The organism is Streptomyces sp. NPDC002784, assembly GCF_053592135.1.
Map to the genome: position 1 here is coordinate 161400 of NZ_JBSFVD010000006.1, position 20571 is coordinate 181970.

Here is a 20571-nt window from a genome sequence, read left to right on the forward strand (position 1 = left end):
CGATCTGGTCCCGCTCGGTAGGGCCCCCGCCGCCGGACCCGGCCCGGCAGGGCCCCGCCCTCAGCCTGGTCCCGGCCCAGCAGGGACCCCGCCGCCGGTCCCAACCCAGTGGGGACCCCGCCCCCAGCCTGCTCCCGGCCCAGTAAGGACCCGCCGCCGGACTGGTCCGGGGACCAGCAGGGACCCCGCCGCCGGACCCGGCCCAGCCGGGACCGTGGCGCCGGTCCCGGCCCAACAGGGCCCCCGCCCCCCGCCTGGTCGCGGCCCGGCAAGGGCCCCGTTCACGCCGGGACGTGCACCGTCTCCACCCGGCTCGCCACCAGCCGTTCCCGTTCCCGGCGGGCCGCCCGCCCGCGCAGTCGCAGGATCTGGCTGACCCCGAGCGCCTGGAGCACGAACACGGCCGAGAAGGCGATCCGGTAGTCGTCGCCGGTCGCGTCGAGCAGGACACCGACCGCGAACAGGGTCGTCATGGAGGCGACGAAACCGCCCATGTTGGTGATTCCGGAGGCGGTGCCCTGACGCTCCGGCGGATTGGCGGGGCGGGCGAAGTCGAAGCCGAGCATGGAGGCGGGGCCGCAGGCGCCGAGCACCACGCACAGCACGATCAGCAGCCACATCGGGGCGCGGTCGGCGGGGTAGGCGAGGGTCGCCGCCCACATCAGCGCGGTCGCGCCGACCGTGCCGAGCGCCAGCGGCAGCCGCGCCCCGTGGTGCCGGGCGACGAGCTGGCCGTAGACCAGGCCGATCACCATGTTGGACAGGACGACCAGGGTGAGGAGTTCGCCCGCGGTGGCGCGGGACAGACCCTGGGCCTCGACCAGGAAGGGCAGGCCCCACAGCAGCAGGAACACCATCGCCGGGAACTGGGTGGTGAAGTGCACCCACAGGCCGAGCCGCGTGCCCGGCTCCCGCCAGGACGCGGCGATCTGGCGCCGGACGTAGGCCACGCCCTGGTGCGGGACGGGCTCCGGTGCCTGGCCCTCGGGGTGGTCCTTCAGGAACAGCAGCAGCAGGACGAGGACGACGACTCCGGCGAACGCGCTGCCCGCGAAGGCGGCGGTCCAGCCGACGCCGTGCAGCAGCCGGGCCAGGACCAGGGTGGAGACCAGGTTGCCCGCCATGCCGGCGAGCCCGGCGAGCTGGGCGATCATCGGTCCGCGCCGGGCCGGGAACCAGCGGGTGCCGAGCCGCAGCACGCTGATGAAGGTCATGGCGTCCCCGCAGCCGAGCAGCGCCCGCGAGGCGAGGGCCATGCCGTACGTGGGGGAGAACGCGAACCCCAGCTGTCCCGCCGTGAACAGCACGACGCCGATGGTCAGCACCTTCTTGGTGCCGAGCCGGTCGACCAGCAGGCCGACGGGTATCTGCATGCCCGCGTAGACGAGCAGCTGGAGGATCGAGAACGTCGACAGGGCCGAGGCGTTGACGTGGAATCGGTCGGCCGCGTCGAGTCCGGCGACCCCCAGGGACGTACGGAAGATGACGGCGACGAAGTAGACCGAGACGCCGATGCCCCACACGGCGAGGGCGCGCCGGCCGCCCGGGGGATCGCCCGGCAGGGCCGCAGCGCTCATCGGACCTCACCCCGGGCCAGGTGCGAGAACCAGCCGACGTGCCGGTGGACGACGCCCACCGCCCGTTCGGCGTCACCGGAGCGCAGCGCGTCGAGGATCTCCTCGTGCTCGGTGAGGGTCTTGGCGATCCGGTCGGGGTGGGAGTGCATGACGGCGACGCCCATGCGCAGCTGGCGGTCGCGGAGTTGGTCGTAGAGGCGGGAGAGGATGTCGTTGCCGCCGCTGCGGACGATCTCGGCGTGGAAGCAGCGGTCGGTGACGGCGGCGGCGGCCAGGTCGCCGGCGGCGGCCTCGGCCTTCTGGCGGGCGAGCAGGTGTTCGAGGCGCTCGATGAGGGCGGCGGGGGCGGGCACGGCCTTGCGCGCCGCGTGCTCCTCGACCAGCAGCCGGGTCTCCACGACGTCGGCGATCTCCTGTGCCGACACCGGCAGCACCAGGGCGCCCTTCTTCGGGTAGAGCTTGATCAGCCCTTCCACCTCCAGGCGCAGCAGCGCCTCGCGCACCGGGGTGCGGGAGACCCCGACGGCCTCGGCCAGCTCGCCCTCGGTGAGCAGGGTGCCGCCCTCGTAGCGGCGGTCCAGGACGGCTTGCTTGACGTGGACGTAGACACGGTCGGCGGCGGGCGGCTGCTTCAGGGGGGCGGGGATCGGGGCAGGCGGCGCTGACGGCATGAGCACATCTTAGATACAACACGTACGCATGAGGGAGCGCGTTTCATCATGCGGACCTTCGAGATGCGGACCTTCGATTCGTCCCAGCAGCCGCACAACCTTCTGTGCTAGTTACGTGTCACACACTTGCGGCCCCATCTCCATCCCCCTCCAACTCGGCCGCACACCAGGGGCATTCGACTGCATACGGGGTATTTGTGTTGAAAACCGCATATCAGGGCTTCCGCGTTCGCAGGGCCGCAGCCGTCGTGGTCACGACCGGCGCGATGTTCGTCACCGGAGCCCTCACCGCGGCACCGGCGCAGGCCGTGACGACGCCCAGCATCACCGCCAAGGGCGGGTACCTGATGAACAGCGCCACAGGCAAGACGCTCTACTACAAGTCCCCCAACACCAAGCGGCTGACCGCCTCCACCACGAAGATCATGACCGCCAAGGTCGTGCTCGCGCAGTCGAACCTGAACCTGGACGCCAAGGTCACCATCAAGAAGGCGTACAGCGACTACATCGTGTCCCGGGGCGCCTCGTCGGCCCGGCTGATCGTCGGCGACAAGGTCACCGTCCGTCAGCTGCTCTACGGGATGATGCTGCCGTCCGGCTGCGACGCGGCCATGGCCCTCGCCGACAAGTTCGGCACCGGCTCGACGGTCTCGGCCCGCACCAAGAACTTCATCGCCAAGATGAACAACAAGGCCAAGCAGCTCGGCATGACGAACACGCACTTCGACTCGTTCGACGGCATCAGCAATGGCTCGAACTACTCCACGCCGAAGGACCTGACGCTGCTCGCCCGCAGCGCGATGAAGCACTCCGCCTTCAAGTCCGTCGTCAAGACCACGTCGTACACGGCGAAGACGGTCACCAGCAGCGGTTCCATCCGCACCATGGCGGCCTGGAAGAACACCAACACGCTGCTCGGCTGGAACGGCACGCTCGGCGTCAAGACGGGCTCCGGCACCTCGTCCAAGTACTGCCTGGTGTTCGCCGCCACCAAGAACGGCGAGTCCGTGATGGGCGCCGTGCTCACCTCGTCCTCGGCGGCCAGCCGCACGACGGACGTGCAGAAGCTCATCAACTACGGCTACGCCAAAATCAGCTGACACCTACTCGGAGCGTTCATAGTGATAACCGGCATCAAGGGCGTACGCCTGCGCCGCACCGCCGCCGTCGTGGCCACCACCGGCGCGCTGGTCGCGGGCGGCGCCCTGGCTGCGCCCGCCCAGGCCGCGACCGCACCCACGGTCAGCGCCAAGGGCGCCTTCATGCTCGACAGCACGACCGGCTCCACGCTGTACAGCAAGTCCGCCGACACCAAGCGGCCCATGGCGAGCACCACCAAGATCATGGCGGCCCGCGTGGTGCTGGCCATCCCGGACGTGAACCTGGACACCAAGGTCACCATCAAGCAGGCCTACCGGGACTACGTCGCCGCCAAGCAGGCGAGCACCGCGGACCTGAAGACCGGCGACAAGGTCACCGTCCGCCAGCTGCTGCACGCGCTGATGCTGCCGTCCGGCTGCGACGCCGCGATGGCCCTCGCCGACAAGTTCGGCACCGGCACCACGGTCGCCGCCCGCACCAAGAACTTCATCGCCAAGATGAACAAGAAGGCCGACGCGCTCGGCCTGACGAACACGCACTTCGACTCGTTCGACGGCAACTCCACGCAGAACACCAACTACACGACGCCGCGCGACCTCGCGAAGCTCACCCGCAGCGCGATGAAGTTCTCGGCGTTCGCGGGCATCGTCAAGAAGACCAAGACGGTGCAGTACGCCACGTCGAGCGCCGGCGCCACCCGCACCTACACCTGGTACAACACCAACACGCTGCTCGGCTCCTACAGCGGCGCGCTCGGTGTGAAGACCGGCACCAACACCCCGTCCGGCCCGTGCCTGGTCTTCGCCGGCACCCGCAACGGCAAGACGGTGGTGGGCGTGCTCCTCAACGACCCCAACCGGTACACGGACGCGGCCAAGCTGATGGACTACGCCTTCGGTTCGACGACGGCGTCCACGATGCAGCTGCGGACGCTTCCGTCCGGCGCCCAGCGCGACTGATCCCCCGGGAACAGCCGGAAGGGGCCCACCACGAGCACGTGGTGGGCCCCTTCCCGTGGTTGCTACGCCCAGGTGATCAGCCGCTTGGGCTGCTCCAGGACCGCCGCCACGTCGGCCAGCACCTTCGAGCCCAGCTCGCCGTCGACCAGGCGGTGGTCGAAGGAGAGGGCCAGGGTGGTGACCTGGCGGGGCTTGACCTTGCCCTTGTGGACCCACGGCTGGAGCTTGATCGCGCCGACCGCGAGGATCGCGGACTCCCCGGGGTTGAGGATCGGGGTGCCGGTGTCGACGCCGAAGACGCCGACGTTGGTGATGGTCACCGTGCCGCCCTGCATCGCGGCGGGGGACGTCTTGCCGTCCCGCGCCGTGGCGACCAGCTCGCCCAGGGACTCGGCCAGCTGGGGCAGGGTCTTGTCGTGCGCGTCCTTGATGTTCGGCACGATCAGACCGCGCGGGGTGGCCGCGGCGATGCCCAGGTTGACGTAGTGCTTGACCACGATCTCCTGGTTCGCCTCGTCCCAGGAGGCGTTGATGTCCGGGTTGCGCTTGATGGCGACCAGCAGGGCCTTGGCGATCAGCAGGAGCGGGTTGACCCGCAGCCCCTGCATGTCCTTGTCCTGCTTCAGCTCCTCGACCAGCTTCATCGTGCGGGTCACGTCCACCGTCACGAACTCCGTGACGTGCGGGGCCGTGAACGCCGAGCCCACCATCGCCGCCGCGGTGGCCTTGCGGACCCCCTTGACCGGGATCCGGGTCTCCCGCGCGCCGTCGTACGCCGCCACGGGCGCCGTGGCGGCCGGGGCGGGGGCGGGGGCGGCCACCGCGGGCTCCGGGGCCTTCGGCGGGGCCACGGCCGCGTGGACGTCCTCGCGGGTGATGATGCCGTCCGGGCCGGACGGGACCACCGTGCTGAGGTCGACCCCGAGGTCCTTGGCGAGCTTGCGCACCGGCGGCTTGGCCAGCGGGCGCTCCTTCACCACCGCGGGACCGTGGCCGTTCAGCTCGGTCTGCACCGCCTGCACGGCCTGGACCGGGGCCTCCTGCACCGGGACCGCCGGGCCCTTGCGCGGGCGGCGCTTGGTGGAGGACTCGGCCACGCCGTAGCCGACCAGGACCGGCTTGCGGCCCTCGGGCTTCTTCTCCTGCACGGGCTCCTGAACGGGCTCCGGAGCGGCTTCGGGGGCCGCCGCACCGCCCGACACGTCCACCGCGATGATCGACGTGCCCACGTCCACCGTGGTGCCCTCGGGGAAGTGCAGCGCGCGGACCACACCGTCGTAGGGGATGGGCAGCTCGACGGCGGCCTTGGCCGTCTCGACCTCGCACACCACCTGGCCGTCGGTCACCGTGTCACCGGGCTGGACGTACCACTTGAGGATCTCCGCCTCGGTGAGGCCCTCACCGACATCCGGCATCTTGAATTCGCGTACGGACGCTTCCGTCATCGTCGTCACGACCCTCTCCTCAGTACGCCAGGGCACGGTCGACGGCGTCGAGCACCCGGTCCAGGCCCGGCAGGTACTCCTCCTCCAGGCGCGCCGGCGGGTACGGGGCGTGATAGCCGCCGACCCTGAGCACCGGAGCCTCCAGGTGGTAGAAGCAGCGCTCGGTGATCCGGGCGGCGATCTCCGCGCCGGAGCCGAAGAACACCGGCGCCTCGTGGACCACGACCAGGCGGCGGGTCTTCTCCACCGACGCCTGGATGGTGTCGAAGTCCAGCGGGGAGACCGAGCGCAGGTCCAGGACCTCCAGGGAGCGGCCCTCCTCGGCGGCCGCGTCGGCGACCTCCTGGCAGAGCTTCACCATCGGCCCGTAGGCGGCGAGGGTGACGTCGGTGCCGGCGCGGACGACCTGCGCCTTGTGCAGCGGTCCGGGGATCGCCTCGGTGTTGACCTCGGCCTTGTCCCAGTAGCGCCGCTTGGGCTCGAAGAAAATCACCGGGTCGTCGCTCTGGATGGCCTGCTGCATCATCCAGTACGCGTCGGAGGAGTTCGACGGGGACACGATTTTCAGGCCCGCCACATGCGCGAACAGCGCCTCGGGCGACTCCGAGTGGTGCTCGACCGCGCCGATGCCGCCGCCGTAGGGGATGCGCACGACGACCGGGAGCTTGACCTTGCCCAGGGAGCGGGCGTGCATCTTGGCGAGCTGGGTGACGATCTGGTCGTAGGCCGGGAAGACGAAGCCGTCGAACTGGATCTCCACCACCGGGCGGTAGCCGCGCAGCGCGAGGCCGATCGCGGTGCCGACGATGCCGGACTCGGCGAGCGGGGTGTCGATGACCCGCTCCTCGCCGAAGTCCTTCTGCAGCCCGTCGGTCACCCGGAAGACACCGCCGAGCTTGCCGACGTCCTCGCCCATGACGAGCACCTTGGGGTCGGCCTCCAGGGCCTTGCGCAGCGATTCGTTGATCGCCTTGGCGAGAGCCATCTTCTCGGCCATGTCACTTGCCCCCTTCAGCGTCCGCGAACGACGCCTGGTAGGCGGCGAACTGGGCTCGCTCCTCGTCGACGAGCGCATGCCCGTCCGCGTACACGTTCTCGAAGATGGCGAAGTGGTCCGGGTCCGGCATGGCACGGACCGCCTCGCGCACTCGCTTGCCCAACGCCTCGGACTCGGTCTCCAGTTCCGCGAAGAATCCCTCGTCCGTGTGGTGTGCGGACTCCAGGTACTGGCGAAGGCGCAGGATCGGGTCCTTGGCCTCCCAGGCCTGGCGCTCCTCGTCGCCCCGGTAGCGGGTCGGGTCGTCGGAGGTGGTGTGCGCGCCCATGCGGTAGGTGTACGCCTCGACCAGCGTCGGCCCCTCGCCGCTGCGGGCCCGCTCCAGGGCCCACTTGGTGACCGCGAGGCAGGCCAGGACGTCGTTGCCGTCCACCCGGACGCCCGGGAAGCCGTAGCCCTGCGCGCGCTGGTAGAGCGGGACGCGGGTCTGCTTCTCGGTCGGCTCGGAGATCGCCCACTGGTTGTTCTGGCAGAAGAACACCACCGGCGCGTTGTAGACGGCCGAGAAGGTGAACGACTCCGCGACATCGCCCTGGCTGGAGGCGCCGTCGCCGAAGTAGGCGATCACCGCGCTGTCCGCCCCGTCCTTGGCGATGCCCATCGCGTAACCGGTGGCGTGCAGGGTCTGCGAGCCGATGACGATCGTGTACAGCTGGAAGTTGTTGCTGTTCGGGTCCCAGCCGCCGTTGTTCACGCCGCGGAACATGCCGAGCAGATTGGTCGGGTCGACCCCGCGGCACCAGGCGACGCCGTGCTCGCGGTAGGTCGGGAAGACGTAGTCGTCCTCGCGGGTGGCCCGGCCCGAGCCGATCTGGGCGGCCTCCTGGCCGAGCAGGGAGGCCCACAGGCCCAGCTCGCCCTGGCGCTGCAGGGAGGTGGCCTCGGCGTCGAAACGGCGGGTGAGCACCATGTCGCGGTACAGACCGCGCAGGTCTTCGGGGGTGAGGTCGGCGACGTACTGGTCGTACTCGGCGTTCTTGACGCGCTTGCCCTCGGGCGTCAGCAGCTGTACCAGCTCGGGCTTGGGGCTCGGGGACTTCTTGGTCCCGGCGCTGCGTCGCGGCTTGCGCGCGGCAGTGCTCTCCACGGTCACGTGTGCTCCTCCGTCGGTCCGGTCCCCCGGGGTTGCCGGTGAAACCAGTGCGGCTCACCTGGTCCGACACCCGTGCACGGGGTGGGTGTCACTCGGCCGGAACAGGCGTGACAGGTGCCCCGGCGAGCGCCCTGCAACCATCACGTTACCCAGTGCTCCACATTTCTGTGAAACCCCGTTTGACCTGCGATTTTGCTTGGATTTCCAAGTAAATCGCGAGGGGCTCGAAGAGTACTGGTCACAGCCTTGCAGGAGGCCGGAGCAACGGCACGTTATCCCGCGCACCCAGCCCAGAGGAAGACTTTGTGCCGCTGACTTGCGGCGGGCGAAGATGGAGAAATCCGGGTATTCCTTCCGGGCGTCCGGGACGACCGCCGACGCGATCGTGCGCGATTCGGCAATTCGGCGGGCGCGACGGTATCGAAAGCCACTTCGGGAGCGTCTCGTGACCAAAAGCGACTGACGCTGGCTTTCTGTGACAACGCCCAGCTCACGGGGCCGGTGAGTGCCCTAGCATCTGCCGCGTGCCGCGCCCTTGTGTACCACCCCCCGTGCATCCCGCGCCCCCGCTGGGCGCCCTGCTCCGCCAGTACGCCGCCGGCGGCGCCGTCGCCTGCGTCCCCGTGGACCAGGGGCTGCTCAACCGCGGCTACCGGCTCCGCACGACCCGCGGCCGGTACTTCCTCAAGCACCACTTCGACCCCGAGACCGCCGACCCCGCCGCCATCGCCCGCCAGCACCGGGCCACCCGGCGCCTGGCCGACCTCGGCGTCCCGGTCGCGCCGCCGCTGCCGGGGCGGGACGGCCGTACCGTCGCGGTGATCGGCGGCCACGCCTACGCCCTGCACCCCTGGATCGACGGCCGGCACCGGCACGGCGGCCAGCTCGCCCCGGGGCAGTGCGCCCGGCTCGGGGCGCTGCTCGGGGCGGTGCACGCGGGCCTGGAGCGCGTGATGCCGCCGGAGGGGCGGGCACCCGCGGTGAGCGCGGACCCCGAGGAGACCTTCGTCCTCATCGAGGACCTGCTCGCCCGGGTGCGCCGGCACCGGCCCGCCGACTCCTTCGACACGCTGGCCCGCCACCGGCTGCTGGAACGGCGCGCGCTGCTGGCACGGCACGCCGGCCGGCGCCCGCCGTGCGGCGGCTCGGTGGGGTGGGTGCACGGGGACTTCCACCCGTTCAACCTGCTGTACCGGGGCGACGCCCCCGCCGCGATCGTCGACTGGGACCGGCTCGGGGTGCAGCCGCGCGCGGAGGAGGCGGTACGGGCCGCCGCGATCTTCTTCGTGCGGCCCGTCGGCACGCTTGACCTGCCGAAGGTACGGGCCTATACGCGCGCGTACCGGCGCACCGCGGGCGCCACGCCCTCCGAGCTGGCGGCGGCCGTGCACCGGGTGTGGTGGGAGCGCCTGAACGACTTCTGGATGCTGCGCTGGCACTACGAACGCGGCGACACCCGCGCGGACGCGCAGTTCCCGGCCGCCTCGGCGCTGGCGGTGTGGTGGACCCGGGAGTACGACCGGGTGTGCGACGCGTTCGTGGGATGAGGCCCGCGGACGCGACCCGTCAGTCCTCGCCGCCGACGCCGCCGTCGGTGCCGCCGCCGGTGGTGCCGCCGATGACCTCGTCGGTGGGTTCTTCCGTCGGTTCGTCCGTGGGCTCGCCGGTCGGCTCCTCGGTCGTCGGCTCGTCCGTCGGCTCCGTGGTGGTCGGCTCGTCCGTCGGCTCCGGCTCCGTCGGCGACGGGGTGACCGAAGGCTGCTCGGGAGGGGTCCAGCCCGAGCCGCCGCCGGTGCCCGAACTGTCGTCGGTGGCCGTGTCGGTGGGCTCCTCGGTCGCCTCGTCGGTCGGCTCCTCGCTGGCCGTCTCGTCGTCCTTGGACTGCGTGGCGGTCGGCGACTTGGTGGTGTCCGTGTCGGAGCTCTTGCCGTTGTCGCCGTTGAGCGCGAGGGCGACGCCCGCCGCGATGGCGATCACCGCGAGAACGGCGAGGATCCACAGCTTGCCCCGGCCGCTGCCCCGGTTGCCCTGCCCCTCGAAGCCGCCGTCGTCCCCGCCGCCGTACCGGCCGCCGGGCAGGATCGGCTGCGGGATCGCGGAGGTGCTGGAGGCGTCCGCGCCGGGGTGGCCCATCACCGCGGTCTGCGCGAAGCCCGCCGCGGGGGTGTGCCGGCCGTCGTGCAGGTGGACCGGCCCGGTGTTCCAGGTGCCGGTGTGGCCGCCCTGGTCGTAGAGCATCTGCAGGCCGTACTGGACCAGGCCGCGCATCTCCTCGGCGGTCTGGAAGCGGTCGTCCGGCTCCTTGGCGAGGGAGCGCATGACCAGGCCGTCCAGCTCCGGCGGGCAGGCGTCGGAGGCCTCGGACGGGGGCGTCGGGATGTCCTGGACGTGCTGGTAGACCACCGAGAGCGGGGTCTCGCCGGTGAACGGGGGCCGCAGCGCGAGGAGTTCGTAGAGGAGACAGCCCGTCGCGTACAGGTCGGAGCGGTGGTCGACCGCCTTGCCGAGCGCCTGCTCGGGGGAGAGGTACTGGGGCGTGCCCATGACCATGCCGGTCTGGGTCATCGTCGTGGACGCCCCGTGCAGGGCGCGGGCGATGCCGAAGTCCATGACCTTGACGGCGCCGTTGTTGGTGATGATGACGTTCGCCGGCTTGATGTCGCGGTGCACGATGCCGTGCTGGTGCGAGTAGGCGAGCGCCTCCAGCACACCGGAGACGATGATCAGCGCCTGCTCGGGGCCGGGCGCCTCGGCGTTGAGCAGGAGGTCGCGGATGGTGCGGCCCTCGACCAGCTCCATGACGATGTACGGCACGCTCTGGCCGCCCACGAAGTCCTCGCCGGAGTCGTACACGGCGACGATGGCGTGGTGGTTGAGGCCGGCCACCGACTGTGCCTCGCGGGTGAAGCGGGCCTTGGAGACCGGGTCCTCGGCGAGGTCGGCGCGCAGCAGCTTGACCGCGACGGTGCGTCCCAGCCGGACGTCCTCCGCCGCGAAGACCTCGGCCATGCCGCCCCGGCCGAGTCTGCGGGTGAGCCGGTACCGGCCGTCGCCGACCAGCCCGCCGTTCCCCCACAGCTCCGGCGCATCTGACATACCGCCGCCAGTCGCCTCGGGGTCGGACGGGCCCTGAGCGCGCTGCTGTGCCATCAGTCCTCGCCGTCGTTTCTGCCCGCGGTGCGCGCGGTGTTGTTACGGTCTCCGTCGGCCACGCTACAGCCTCCGCGCAAGCCGCCGGTCCGGGACGGACCAGCGGCCGGTCCGTGACAGACCGGCCATGAAACCCGCTAGCCGGTCCGTCGTGCAAATTCTGTGTACCGGCCGTACGGCCCCTGTAACGCTTGCGCGACGCTTCTTTCGCGTACGGTCACGGATCGGGCACCGAGCTTGACGTGTCAGTGCCCTGGGGCAGACTTGGCCGGGAATAGCACTGTCGATCAACGACAGATCGTCGACAAACGCCGGGCCAACGGGCTATGGGGGACGCGGAGACATGAGCCAGGACGGCGCACAGGGGCGGTATGCGGGACGGGCGCTGGCGGCCGGCCGCTATCAGCTGCGCGACTTGCTCGGCGAGGGCGGCATGGCCTCGGTGCACCTGGCCTACGACGCGGTGCTGGACCGTCAGGTCGCGGTCAAGACGCTGCACACCGAACTCGGCCGCGAGCAGGCCTTCCGCGAGCGCTTCCGCCGCGAGGCCCAGGCCGTGGCCAAGCTCACCCACACCAACATCGTCTCGGTCTTCGACACCGGCGAGGACGATGTCGACGGGATGACCACTCCGTACATCGTCATGGAGTACATCGAGGGCCGCCCGCTCGGCTCGGTGCTCGACGAGGACGTACGGCAGCACGGCGCGATGCCCGCCGACAAGGCGCTGAAGATCACCGCGGATGTGCTGGCGGCGCTGGAGATCAGCCATGAGATGGGGCTGGTCCACCGCGACATCAAGCCGGGCAACGTGATGATGACCAAGCGCGGCGTCGTCAAGGTCATGGACTTCGGCATCGCCCGCGCCATGCAGTCCGGTGTCACCTCGATGACCCAGACCGGCATGGTCGTCGGCACCCCGCAGTACCTCTCCCCCGAGCAGGCGCTCGGCCGCGGCGTGGACGCGCGCTCCGACCTCTACTCGGTCGGCATCATGCTCTTCCAACTGGTCACCGGGCGGCTGCCGTTCGACGCGGACTCGCCGCTGGCGATCGCGTACGCGCACGTGCAGGAGGAGCCGGTGGCTCCCTCCTCCGTCAACCGCTCGCTGCCGCCGGCCGTGGACGCGCTGGTGGCCCGCGCGCTGAAGAAGAACCCCAACGAGCGTTTCCCCAGCGCCGAGGCCATGCGCGACGAGTGCCTGCGGGTGGCGTCCTCCTTCCGGGCCGCCGCGCCGAACATCGTGCCGGGCTCGCCGGCCGCCAGCGGCTCGGGCGTCGGTTCGGCGGTGTTCCCGCCGGTCGACCAGTCGACGTCGGCGCCCACCGGCCCGGTCCACACGCCGTACCAGCCGGCCCCGAACCCGTACGGCACCCCGGCGCCCACCCCGGCTCCGTCCTACGGCTATCCGCAGCAGCCCGGCTACCAGACCCCGGCGTCCGCGGGCTACGGCGCGACTCCGCCGCCGTACAACATCACCCCGCAGCCGGCCGGGTCCGGTTCCGGGGGCGGGGGCCGGAACAACAAGCCGGTGATCATCGGTTCGATCGTGGTGTCCGTGCTCGCGGTGGGCGGGCTGGTCGCCGCGCTGACGCTGAGCGGCGGGGGCACGAAGGACGAGGGCGGCGCGAGCCCCAGCCCGTCGGCGACGACGGCGGAGGGCTACCGCGGCCCGGACCCGAGCCGGACGATCGACCCGGAGGAGTGCAGCGAGCCCCAGGAGTCGTACAACGACCCCAAGAAGGTGGAGATGCCCAACTTCGCCTTCAAGAACATCGACTCGGTGAAGAAGTGCCTGAAGGCCGCCGGCTGGTCGGCCGACACCCGGGACGTCGACGAGTCCACCTGGGGCGACGGCACGGTGATGAAGCAGTTCCCCGCCGCGGGCACGGACATCGACCCCGAGGACCCAGGCACCTTCCAGTTCGACGTCTCCACGGGCAACCCGGCGTGACCGGGCTGCCCGCTGCTCGTCGGCGGTAGGGGTCGGTCCCGGGCTACAGGTAGGGCCCGCCCGAGCGGCCGCCCGGGTGGTGCTGGTCCTCGCCCTCGTGGCCGACGCCCGGGGGCAGGGCCCGGCGCATCTGCTCCAGCTGGGCGCGGGCGGCCATCTGCTGGGCGAACAGCGTGGTCTGGATGCCGTGGAAGAGGCCCTCCAGCCAGCCGACCAACTGGGCCTGCGCGATGCGCAGTTCCGCGTCGGACGGGGTCGCCTCGTCGGTGAAGGGCAGGGACAGCCGCTCCAGTTCCTCGACCAGCTCCGGGGCCAGACCGTCCTCCAGCTCCTTCACCGAGCTGGCATGGATCTCCTTGAGCCGGACCCGGCTGGCCTCGTCGAGAGGGGCCACGCGGACCTCCTCCAGCAGCTGTTTGATCATGCTGCCGATCCGCATGACCTTCGCCGGCTGTTCGACCATCTCCGTCACGGGAACCTCACGGGAGTCCTCGTCGCCTCCGCCGCCGATGGACATCCCGTCCTGGCCCACGACCAGGATCTGCGGATTCTCCGGCGACCGTTCGTTCCTCGGCATCTCCATGCCGCCATTCTCTCGCACGCCTGCATCCCATCAGCGTGGTGCCCCCCACGGCAGGTGATCCACCGTTTACGTACGGGGACTTTCCGTCACCCGGTGGCGGAGTCCGGCATGCCCGACATGGCGGTCAGTGTGAGGCTTGTGCCGTGACTCGATGGCTGCGGACAGTACGGGCGACGGCGCTGGCCGTCGTCCTGGTGGCGGGCTGGGGGTGCCCGGTGGCGTACGGCGAGGAGGCCACGCCCTCGGCGTCCGGGTCGGCCTCCCCCTCGCCCTCCTGGGCCGGAAGCGTGGCCGGGCAGGGGCGGGAGCGGCCCGGCCGCCAGTGGGTGATCGTGCCCGAGGAGGAGACGCCCCCGGCCGAGCCCTCCCGGGCGGCTCCGGCGGAGGCGGTCGGCTCCCCCGTGCCGGCCGGGCAGGACGTCGTACGGGCCGAGCCCGTCATTCCGGTACTGCCGCTGGGCAGCGGCCTGGTGCTGATCGGGCTCGGTCTCGGGCTGGCCTTCCTGGGGCTGCGGCTCAGACGGACGGACTGAACGGACTGAGCCGCCCGCCCCTGATCCACCTGGCCCCTCCCGAGCAGCCCGCCCGCCCCTGATCCACCTAACCCGTCACGAGCAGCACCTTTCCGACGTGCCCGCTCTCCTCCACGATCCGGTGCGCGTCCGCCGCGTCCCGCATCGGGACCTCCCGGTCGACCACCGGACGCACGTGACCGCCGTCCAGCAGCGGCCACACATGCTCGCGTACGGCCGCCACGATCGCCGTCTTCTCGGTCAGCGGGCGGGCCCGCAGCGAGGTCGCGCTGATCGCGGCCCGCTTGCTCAGCAGGGTGGCGATGTTCAGCTCGCCCTTGATGCCGCCCTGCATGCCGATGATCGCGAGGCGGCCGTTGACCGCGAGGGCCCGGACATTGCGGTCCAGGTACTTGGCGCCCATGTTGTCGAGGATGACGTCGGCGCCCGCCCCGTCGGTGGCCTTCCTGACCTCCTCCACGAAGTCCTGCTCCCGGTAGTTGACCAGGATGTCCGCGCCCAGCTCGGCACACCGGTCCAGCTTCCGCGGGGTGCCGGCGGTGACCGCGACCTTCGCGCCGACGGCCTTGGCGAGCTGGATCGCCATCGTGCCGATGCCGCTGGAGCCGCCGTGCACCAGCAGCGTCTCGCCCGGCCGCAGGTGGGCGATCATGAAGACGTTCGACCAGACCGTGCAGACCACCTCGGGCAGCGCCGCCGCCCGCACCAGGCCCACGCCCCGGGGCACGGGCAGCAGCTGCCCGGCCGGGACGACGACCTTCTCGGCGTAACCGCCGCCCCCGAGCAGCCCGCACACCTCGTCGCCCACGGACCAGCCGGAGACCCCGGGGCCGATCTCGGCGATCCGGCCCGAGCACTCCAGGCCCGGGTAGGGGGACGTGCCGGGCGGCGGGTCGTAGAAGCCCTGCCGCTGGAGGATGTCGGCCCGGTTCACGGCGCTCGCCGCCACCTCGACCAGGACCTCGCCCTCTCCGGGCACCGGATCCGGTACCTCGGCCCAGACCAGCGCCTCGGGCCCACCGGGTTCGTCAATCGTGATCGCATGCATGAGGGCGACGCTACTCCTCGGTCCCTGGTCCCATCCCGGTTCGGTCCTTGGACCGGTTCCCCCGAAAAACCCTGTGCGCAACCGATGAGTTTGCGCGACGGTAAAGGTCTTTCCCTGCGTAAACCCGTGTACGCGGAAGGACATCCCACCATGAGCCAGCACACGTCAGCCCTGGCCATCGAGACGGCGGGCCTGGTGAAGACGTTCGGCGAGACCAGGGCCGTCGACGGCGTCGACCTGTCGGTCCCGGCCGGTACCGTCTACGGCGTCCTCGGCCCGAACGGCGCCGGAAAGACCACCACCGTGAAGATGCTCGCCACCCTGCTGCGCCCCGACGGGGGCGAGGCCCATGTCTTCGGCCACGACGTCGTGCGCGAGGCCGACGAGGTACGCGGCCGGGTCAGCCTGACCGGCCAGTACGCCTCCGTCGACGAGGACCTCACCGGCACCGAGAACCTGGTGCTGCTGGCCCGCCTCCTCGGCCACGCCAAGCAGGCCGCCCGGCACCGCAGCGAACAGCTCCTGGAGGCCTTCGGACTGACCGATGCGGCCGGCAAGCAGGTCAAGCACTACTCGGGAGGCATGCGGCGCCGTATCGACATCGCCGCGTCCATTCTCAACACGCCCGATCTGCTCTTCCTCGACGAGCCGACGACCGGGCTCGACCCGCGCAGCCGCAACCAGGTGTGGGACATCGTGCGGGCGGTGGTCTCCCAGGGCACCACCGTGCTGCTGACCACGCAGTACCTGGACGAGGCCGACCAGCTGGCCTCCCGGATCGCGGTCATCGACCACGGCAAGGTGATCGCCGAGGGCACCAAGGGCGAGCTGAAGGCGTCCGTGGGCGCCGGGTCCGTCCATCTGCGGCTGCGGGATCCCGAGCAGCGGCCGGAGGCGGAGCGGGTGCTGCGGCTCGCGCTGGACACGGACGTCCAGCTGGAGCCCGACCCGGTGGCGCTGACCGCCCGGCTCGGCGCCGCGACCGGCGACAGCGCGGCGGAGCAGGCCTCGCGGGCGCTCGCCGAGCTGTCCCGCAGCGGCATCACCGTCGACAACTTCTCGCTGGGCCAGCCCAGCCTGGACGAGGTCTTCCTCGCCCTCACCGGACACGACACCAGCCACGACACCAAGGACGAGGTGGCGGCATGAGCACCGCGACAACCCCAGAGGCCAAGGAACTCGCCCCGGTCAGCGCCGACTCGCTCGCCGCGCTGCTGGTGACCGGTGAGCGGCCGCCCCGGCCGAGCGCGCTGTCGGCCTCGCTGACCTTCGGCTGGCGGGCGATGCTGAAGATCAAGCATGTGCCGGAGCAGCTCTTCGACGTCACCGCGTTCCCGATCATGATGGTGCTGATGTACACCTACCTGTTCGGGGGCGCCCTGGCCGGGTCCCCGAAGGAGTACATCCAGTTCCTGCTGCCGGGCATCCTGGTGATGTCGGTCGTGATGATCACGATGTACACGGGTGTCTCGGTCAACACCGACATCGAGAAGGGCGTCTTCGACCGGTTCCGGTCGCTGCCGATCTGGCGGCCGTCGACGATGGTCGGCTATCTGCTGGGCGACGCCCTGCGCTACACCATCGCCTCCGTGGTGATGCTCGTCGTCGGCATGATCATCGGTTACCGCCCGGACGGCGGGGTCGCCGGCGTGGTCGCCGGGATCGCGCTGCTGGTGGTGTTCTCGTTCGCGTTCTCGTGGATCTGGACGATGTTCGGGCTGCTGCTGCGCACCGAGAAGTCGGTGATGGGCGTCAGCATGATGGTGATCTTCCCGCTGACCTTCCTGTCCAACGTCTTCGTCGACCCGAAGACCATGCCGGGCTGGCTGCAGGCGTTCGTCAACAACAGCCCCATCACCCACCTGTCCTCCGCGGTGCGGGAGCTGATGGCGGGTGACTGGCCGGCCGACGAGATCGCCTGGTCGCTGGGGTGGGCCGGGCTGTTCGTGCTGGTCTTCGGGCCGATCACGATGCGGCTGTACAACCGCAAGTAGTCAGAGAGCAGTCAGTCCTGGGGAATCGGGCGGACGTCGGGCGCGATCTGGACGCCCGGCGTGGCCCGGACGATGGTGATGACCCGGTCCGTCGCCTCCAGGGTGCCGACGGCCGGGTCGTCGTATCCGAGCACCCGGTGCCCGCGGACGACGCTCACCACCAGGTCGGACGTCTCCCGGGGCCCCTTGCCCACCTCGGCCTTTATGACCGGCCGTTCGACGATGTCGAGCCCGCTGCCCTGCTGGATCAGGTCCTCCATCACCATGCCGGCCGCCGGGCTGAGCACCGACAGGCCGAGCAGCCGTCCGGCCGCGCTGGCGCTGGTGATGACCGCGTCGGCGCCGGACTGCTTGAGCAGCGGGGCGTTCTCCTCCTCGCGGACCGCGGCCACGATCTTCGCCCCGCGGTTGAGCTGGCGGGCCGTCAGCGTCACCAGCACGGCGGTGTCGTCGCGCTGGGTGGCGATGATGATCTTCCGGGCCTTGTGCACCTCGGCCCGCATCAGCACATCGCTGCGGGTCGCGTCGCCCACGATCCCCGCGTAGCCCTCGGCGGTGGCGGCGTCGATCACCTTGGTGGAGGGGTCGACCACCACCACCTGCTCCTTCTTCAATCCCGTCGCGCAGACGGTCTGGATCGCCGAGCGTCCCTTGGTACCGAAGCCGACGACGACGGTGTGGTCGCGCAAGGCGGACCTCCAGCGGTTCAGACGCCATTCCTCCCGAGTGCGCTCGGTGAGGACTTCCAGCGTGGTGCCGACCAGGATGATCAGGAACAGCACCCGCATGGGCGTGATGACAAGGATGTTGGTGAGCCGGGCGGCGTCACTGACCGGGGTGATATCGCCGTATCCCGTGGTGGAGAGGCTGACGGTCGCGTAGTAGAAGGCGTCGAGCAGGTCGACGGAGTCATCGGAGCTGTCGCCGTAGCCGTCGCGGTCGGCGTAGACGAGGAGCGCCGTCGCCACCAGCAACGACAGCGCCATGATCACCCGCTTGGCGACCTGGCGGAACGGGTGCTCGACCACCTTCTTCGGCAGCTTCACCCGGTGGGTCACCAGGTGTTCGTCCGGCTGGCGGGCGATGACGTCGTAGCCCGGAAGTCTCACGTCAAACACACCCCGATCCCAGAGGACGCCCACGGCAGGTCCAGCAGTTCCGCCTCCGCACCGGCCGCGGTCCCGCCCGGCGGTACGACGGCCAGGGCGTCGGCGGCCGCGATGCCCCGCAGCATCGCCGGGCCGTTGTAGTGCAGCGGCACGGCATGGTCACCGCGCAGCACGACGGGCACCAGCCGGGTGTCGTACGGATGCCCGTGCGCCGCGTCCTGCAAGGGCAGGGTGTAGGGCTCGGGGGCGGGCCGGGCCGTGAGGGCGCACAGCAGGGGCTCGGCGAGCGTCAGCAGGCCGGAGACGGCCGCGAGGGGGTTGCCCGGCAGGCCGACCAGGTGCTGGTCCTCCTTGAGGCGGGCCAGCAGCATGGGGTGGCCCGGACGCACCTTGACGCCGTCGACCAGCAGCTCGGCGCCCAGGCGGCGCAGGGTGGGGTGGACATGGTCCACGGGGCCGGAGGCGGTGCCGCCGGTGGTGACGATCAGCTCGGCCTCGGAGTAGGCGAGGGCCTTGTGCAGCGCCTCGGCGTCGTCGCCCAGGCGGCGCACGGTGGTGACCTCGGCGCCGAGCGCGCGCAGCCAGGGCGGCAGCATCGGGCCGAGCGCGTCCCGGATCAGCCCGTCGTGCGGCAGCCCTTCGGTGAGCAACTCATCGCCCAGGACGAGCACTTCGACGCTCGGGCGGGGCAGGGCGGTGACGCTGTCGTAGCCCGCCGCGGCGGCCAGGCCCAGGACGGCCGGGGTCACCAGGGTGCCGACGGCGAGGAGTTGGTCGCCGGAGCGGCACTCCTGTCCGCGGGGGCGGATGTCCTGGCCGTGCTGGAGGTCGCGGGTGGCGTGCAGCTGGCCCTTGTCGTCGCTGCGGCCGTGTTCGCTGCGCAGGACGGCGGTGGTGTCCGGGGGGATGCGGGCGCCGGTGGCGATGCGGGCCGCCTCGCCGTCGGTGAGCGGGGCGGGCGCCGCGTGTCCGGCGAGGACGCCGCACTCCCGTACGGTCCAGGGTCCCGGTCCGGCGACCGCCCAGCCGTCCATCGCGGAGGTGTCGAAGGAGGGCAGGTCGGTGAGGGCGGTGAGGGGGGCGGCCAGGGTGAGGCCGAGGGCCCGGTCGAGGGGGACGGAGAGGGGGGTGCGGCGGGCGCCGGGGCGGCGTCCCGCGCGGGCCGCGAGGGCGCGGGCCTCGGGCCAGGGGGTGGCCCGGTGGTCCTCGGCCGGGTGCTGGGGGGCGCTCTCGGGCCGGGGCCGCGGGGCGGGGGTGTGCTCGCCGGTGGGGCGGTTCTCCTTCACGAGCGCCAGTACCTCCTCGACGTCGAGGTCCTCGGCGTCCTCGTCCCGGACGCCGCGGGCGGTCATCCGGCGTCCGGGGTGGAGTGCGGTTCCGCGTCCGCGGTGGCGGCCGGGGTCTGCTCCGACGCCCAGCGCGCGGCGAGGTCCGCGGCCTTGCGGGCGGCCTCGGCGACCGCCTGGGGGCCGCCCTGGGCCTGTGCCGCCGCGTAGCCGACGAGGAACGTGGTCAGCGGCGCCGCGGGGCGCGCCACGCCGTGGGCGGCGTCGCGGGCGAGGTCCAGCAGCAGCTTGGTGTCGACGTCGAGGTCGATGCCCAGCTCGTCCTTGACTGCGGAAATCCATTCATCCAACACGTGCCCATGCTCCCTGATCCGTGCCCTGGCGGTGGCGATGTCGTCCCAGGTGTCGCAGTCGAAGGACGCGACGGGGTCGGGGACGCGGCTGAGGCGGAGACCGGCGATGAGCCTCCGCAGGGGAAGACCGGTGAGGCCGCCGTGCTCCTCGGAGAGCGCGGCGAGCCCTTCGCGCAGCACCCGTGCCCGGTACGCGGCGACGAGGGGCTGGTCGCGGCCGTCGGCGTCGGTGAGCAGCACGCCGTCGTCGGTCCCGGCCCGCAGGGCGGCCGTCAGCCGCCGTACGGTGCCCTCTTCGAGGAAGGGCAGGTCGGCGGAGAGCACGACGACGAGGTCCGCGGTGGTGGGGCGCAGGCCCGCGGCGAGGGCGGCGAGCGGGCCGCCGCCGGGCGGATGCTCGCGGGCCCAGGTCACCGGGCGTGCGGTGGGTCGGGGGTCGGCGACGACGACGGTGCCGCGCGCGCCGGCGCAGGCGGTGAGCACCCGGTCGAGCAGCGGTCGCCCGCCGACGCTCAGGCCGGGCTTGTCGGCGCCGCCGAGCCGCCGGGCCGCACCCCCGGCGAGCACGACGGCGTCGTACGCCTCAAAACCCGGCTCCGCCGGGGGCTCGTACGCGGTCACCCCCTGAGTATGCGTGCCGCGGCGATCACAGGGAATG

The 20571-nt window shown here is 71.5% G+C and carries 18 protein-coding genes; 7 read left to right on the top strand and 11 right to left on the bottom strand.

From position 1 onward, the window contains the following. Window positions 1-281: 281 nt before the first annotated feature. Window positions 282-1577, bottom strand: coding sequence for an MFS transporter (locus ACWD1Z_RS14775; RefSeq protein WP_451118703.1), 1296 nt, complete (start codon window positions 1575-1577; stop codon window positions 282-284). After that, entirely contained in the window at window positions 1574-2248 is a 675-nt protein-coding gene (locus tag ACWD1Z_RS14780) for a GntR family transcriptional regulator (protein ID WP_451118705.1), read from the bottom strand. Before ACWD1Z_RS14780 ends, ACWD1Z_RS14775 begins: the two co-directional genes overlap by 4 nt. A gap of 200 nt (window positions 2249-2448) precedes the next feature. Between ACWD1Z_RS14780 and ACWD1Z_RS14785 the strand changes: the two genes are divergently transcribed. Continuing rightward, window positions 2449-3348: a D-alanyl-D-alanine carboxypeptidase family protein gene (locus ACWD1Z_RS14785; RefSeq protein WP_389416695.1), complete on the top strand. Its 900-nt coding sequence runs from the start codon at window positions 2449-2451 to the stop codon at window positions 3346-3348. A gap of 21 nt (window positions 3349-3369) precedes the next feature. Further along, a complete protein-coding gene (locus tag ACWD1Z_RS14790) occupies window positions 3370-4308 on the top strand; it encodes a D-alanyl-D-alanine carboxypeptidase family protein (RefSeq protein ID WP_451118707.1) in 939 nt (312 codons plus the stop codon). Window positions 4309-4370: 62 nt separating this feature from the next. Here ACWD1Z_RS14790 and ACWD1Z_RS14795 read toward each other — a convergent pair whose 3' ends face one another. The 3 genes from ACWD1Z_RS14795 to pdhA are packed head-to-tail and all read right to left on the bottom strand — an operon-like array spanning window position 4371 to window position 7903. Then, window positions 4371-5762, bottom strand: coding sequence for a dihydrolipoamide acetyltransferase family protein (locus tag ACWD1Z_RS14795; RefSeq protein WP_451118709.1), 1392 nt, complete (start codon window positions 5760-5762; stop codon window positions 4371-4373). Between the two features lie 10 nt (window positions 5763-5772). Then, window positions 5773-6750 carry an alpha-ketoacid dehydrogenase subunit beta gene (locus ACWD1Z_RS14800; protein WP_389416692.1) on the bottom strand — a complete coding sequence of 326 codons (978 nt, stop codon included), beginning with the start codon at window positions 6748-6750 and terminating at the stop codon, window positions 5773-5775. 1 nt (window position 6751) lies between these two features. Next, on the bottom strand, window positions 6752-7903 hold the full coding sequence (gene pdhA, locus ACWD1Z_RS14805; protein WP_451118712.1) for a pyruvate dehydrogenase (acetyl-transferring) E1 component subunit alpha: 1152 nt from the start codon (window positions 7901-7903) through the stop codon (window positions 6752-6754). A gap of 551 nt (window positions 7904-8454) precedes the next feature. Here pdhA and ACWD1Z_RS14810 point away from each other — a divergent pair. Beyond that, entirely contained in the window at window positions 8455-9450 is a 996-nt protein-coding gene (locus tag ACWD1Z_RS14810) for a phosphotransferase (protein WP_451118713.1), read from the top strand. A 19-nt stretch (window positions 9451-9469) separates the two neighbouring features. On the opposite strand, the gene ACWD1Z_RS14815 is transcribed toward ACWD1Z_RS14810, so the two are convergent. After that, window positions 9470-11053 (bottom strand): protein kinase domain-containing protein, encoded by a 1584-nt coding sequence (locus ACWD1Z_RS14815; RefSeq protein WP_451118715.1) that lies wholly within the window; start codon window positions 11051-11053, stop codon window positions 9470-9472. A 343-nt stretch (window positions 11054-11396) separates the two neighbouring features. On the opposite strand from ACWD1Z_RS14815, the gene ACWD1Z_RS14820 reads away from it, so the two are divergent. Beyond that, a complete protein-coding gene (locus ACWD1Z_RS14820) occupies window positions 11397-13007 on the top strand; it encodes a protein kinase domain-containing protein (protein WP_451118717.1) in 1611 nt (536 codons plus the stop codon). Between the two features lie 43 nt (window positions 13008-13050). Here ACWD1Z_RS14820 and ACWD1Z_RS14825 read toward each other — a convergent pair whose 3' ends face one another. After that, window positions 13051-13590, bottom strand: coding sequence for a bacterial proteasome activator family protein (locus ACWD1Z_RS14825; RefSeq protein ID WP_389416688.1), 540 nt, complete (start codon window positions 13588-13590; stop codon window positions 13051-13053). A 143-nt stretch (window positions 13591-13733) separates the two neighbouring features. Between ACWD1Z_RS14825 and ACWD1Z_RS14830 the strand changes: the two genes are divergently transcribed. Continuing rightward, entirely contained in the window at window positions 13734-14123 is a 390-nt protein-coding gene (locus ACWD1Z_RS14830; RefSeq protein ID WP_451118720.1) for a hypothetical protein, read from the top strand. A gap of 67 nt (window positions 14124-14190) precedes the next feature. Here the strand turns inward: ACWD1Z_RS14830 and ACWD1Z_RS14835 are convergent, their stop codons facing one another. Further along, window positions 14191-15171 carry an NAD(P)H-quinone oxidoreductase gene (locus tag ACWD1Z_RS14835; protein ID WP_451118722.1) on the bottom strand — a complete coding sequence of 327 codons (981 nt, stop codon included), beginning with the start codon at window positions 15169-15171 and terminating at the stop codon, window positions 14191-14193. Between the two features lie 150 nt (window positions 15172-15321). Here ACWD1Z_RS14835 and ACWD1Z_RS14840 point away from each other — a divergent pair, with 150 nt between their 5' ends. After that, complete coding sequence (locus ACWD1Z_RS14840) at window positions 15322-16320, top strand: ATP-binding cassette domain-containing protein (protein WP_451118724.1); 999 nt, start codon at window positions 15322-15324, stop codon at window positions 16318-16320. After that, a complete protein-coding gene (locus ACWD1Z_RS14845) occupies window positions 16317-17165 on the top strand; it encodes an ABC transporter permease (RefSeq protein ID WP_451118726.1) in 849 nt (282 codons plus the stop codon). Before ACWD1Z_RS14840 ends, ACWD1Z_RS14845 begins: the two co-directional genes overlap by 4 nt. Before the next feature lie 11 nt (window positions 17166-17176). On the opposite strand, the gene ACWD1Z_RS14850 is transcribed toward ACWD1Z_RS14845, so the two are convergent. From ACWD1Z_RS14850 to ACWD1Z_RS14860, 3 genes are read right to left on the bottom strand one after another with little or no spacing between them, the layout of a single operon-like run. Continuing rightward, window positions 17177-18283, bottom strand: a complete 1107-nt coding sequence (locus tag ACWD1Z_RS14850) for a potassium channel family protein (protein WP_451118728.1) — start codon at window positions 18281-18283, stop codon at window positions 17177-17179. Then, complete coding sequence (locus ACWD1Z_RS14855; protein WP_451118729.1) at window positions 18271-19626, bottom strand: molybdopterin molybdotransferase MoeA; 1356 nt, start codon at window positions 19624-19626, stop codon at window positions 18271-18273. Before ACWD1Z_RS14855 ends, ACWD1Z_RS14850 begins: the two co-directional genes overlap by 13 nt. Next, complete coding sequence (locus tag ACWD1Z_RS14860) at window positions 19623-20534, bottom strand: NTP transferase domain-containing protein (RefSeq protein WP_451118731.1); 912 nt, start codon at window positions 20532-20534, stop codon at window positions 19623-19625. The genes ACWD1Z_RS14855 and ACWD1Z_RS14860 overlap by 4 nt, the downstream gene beginning before the upstream one ends. Window positions 20535-20571: the final 37 nt, after the last annotated feature.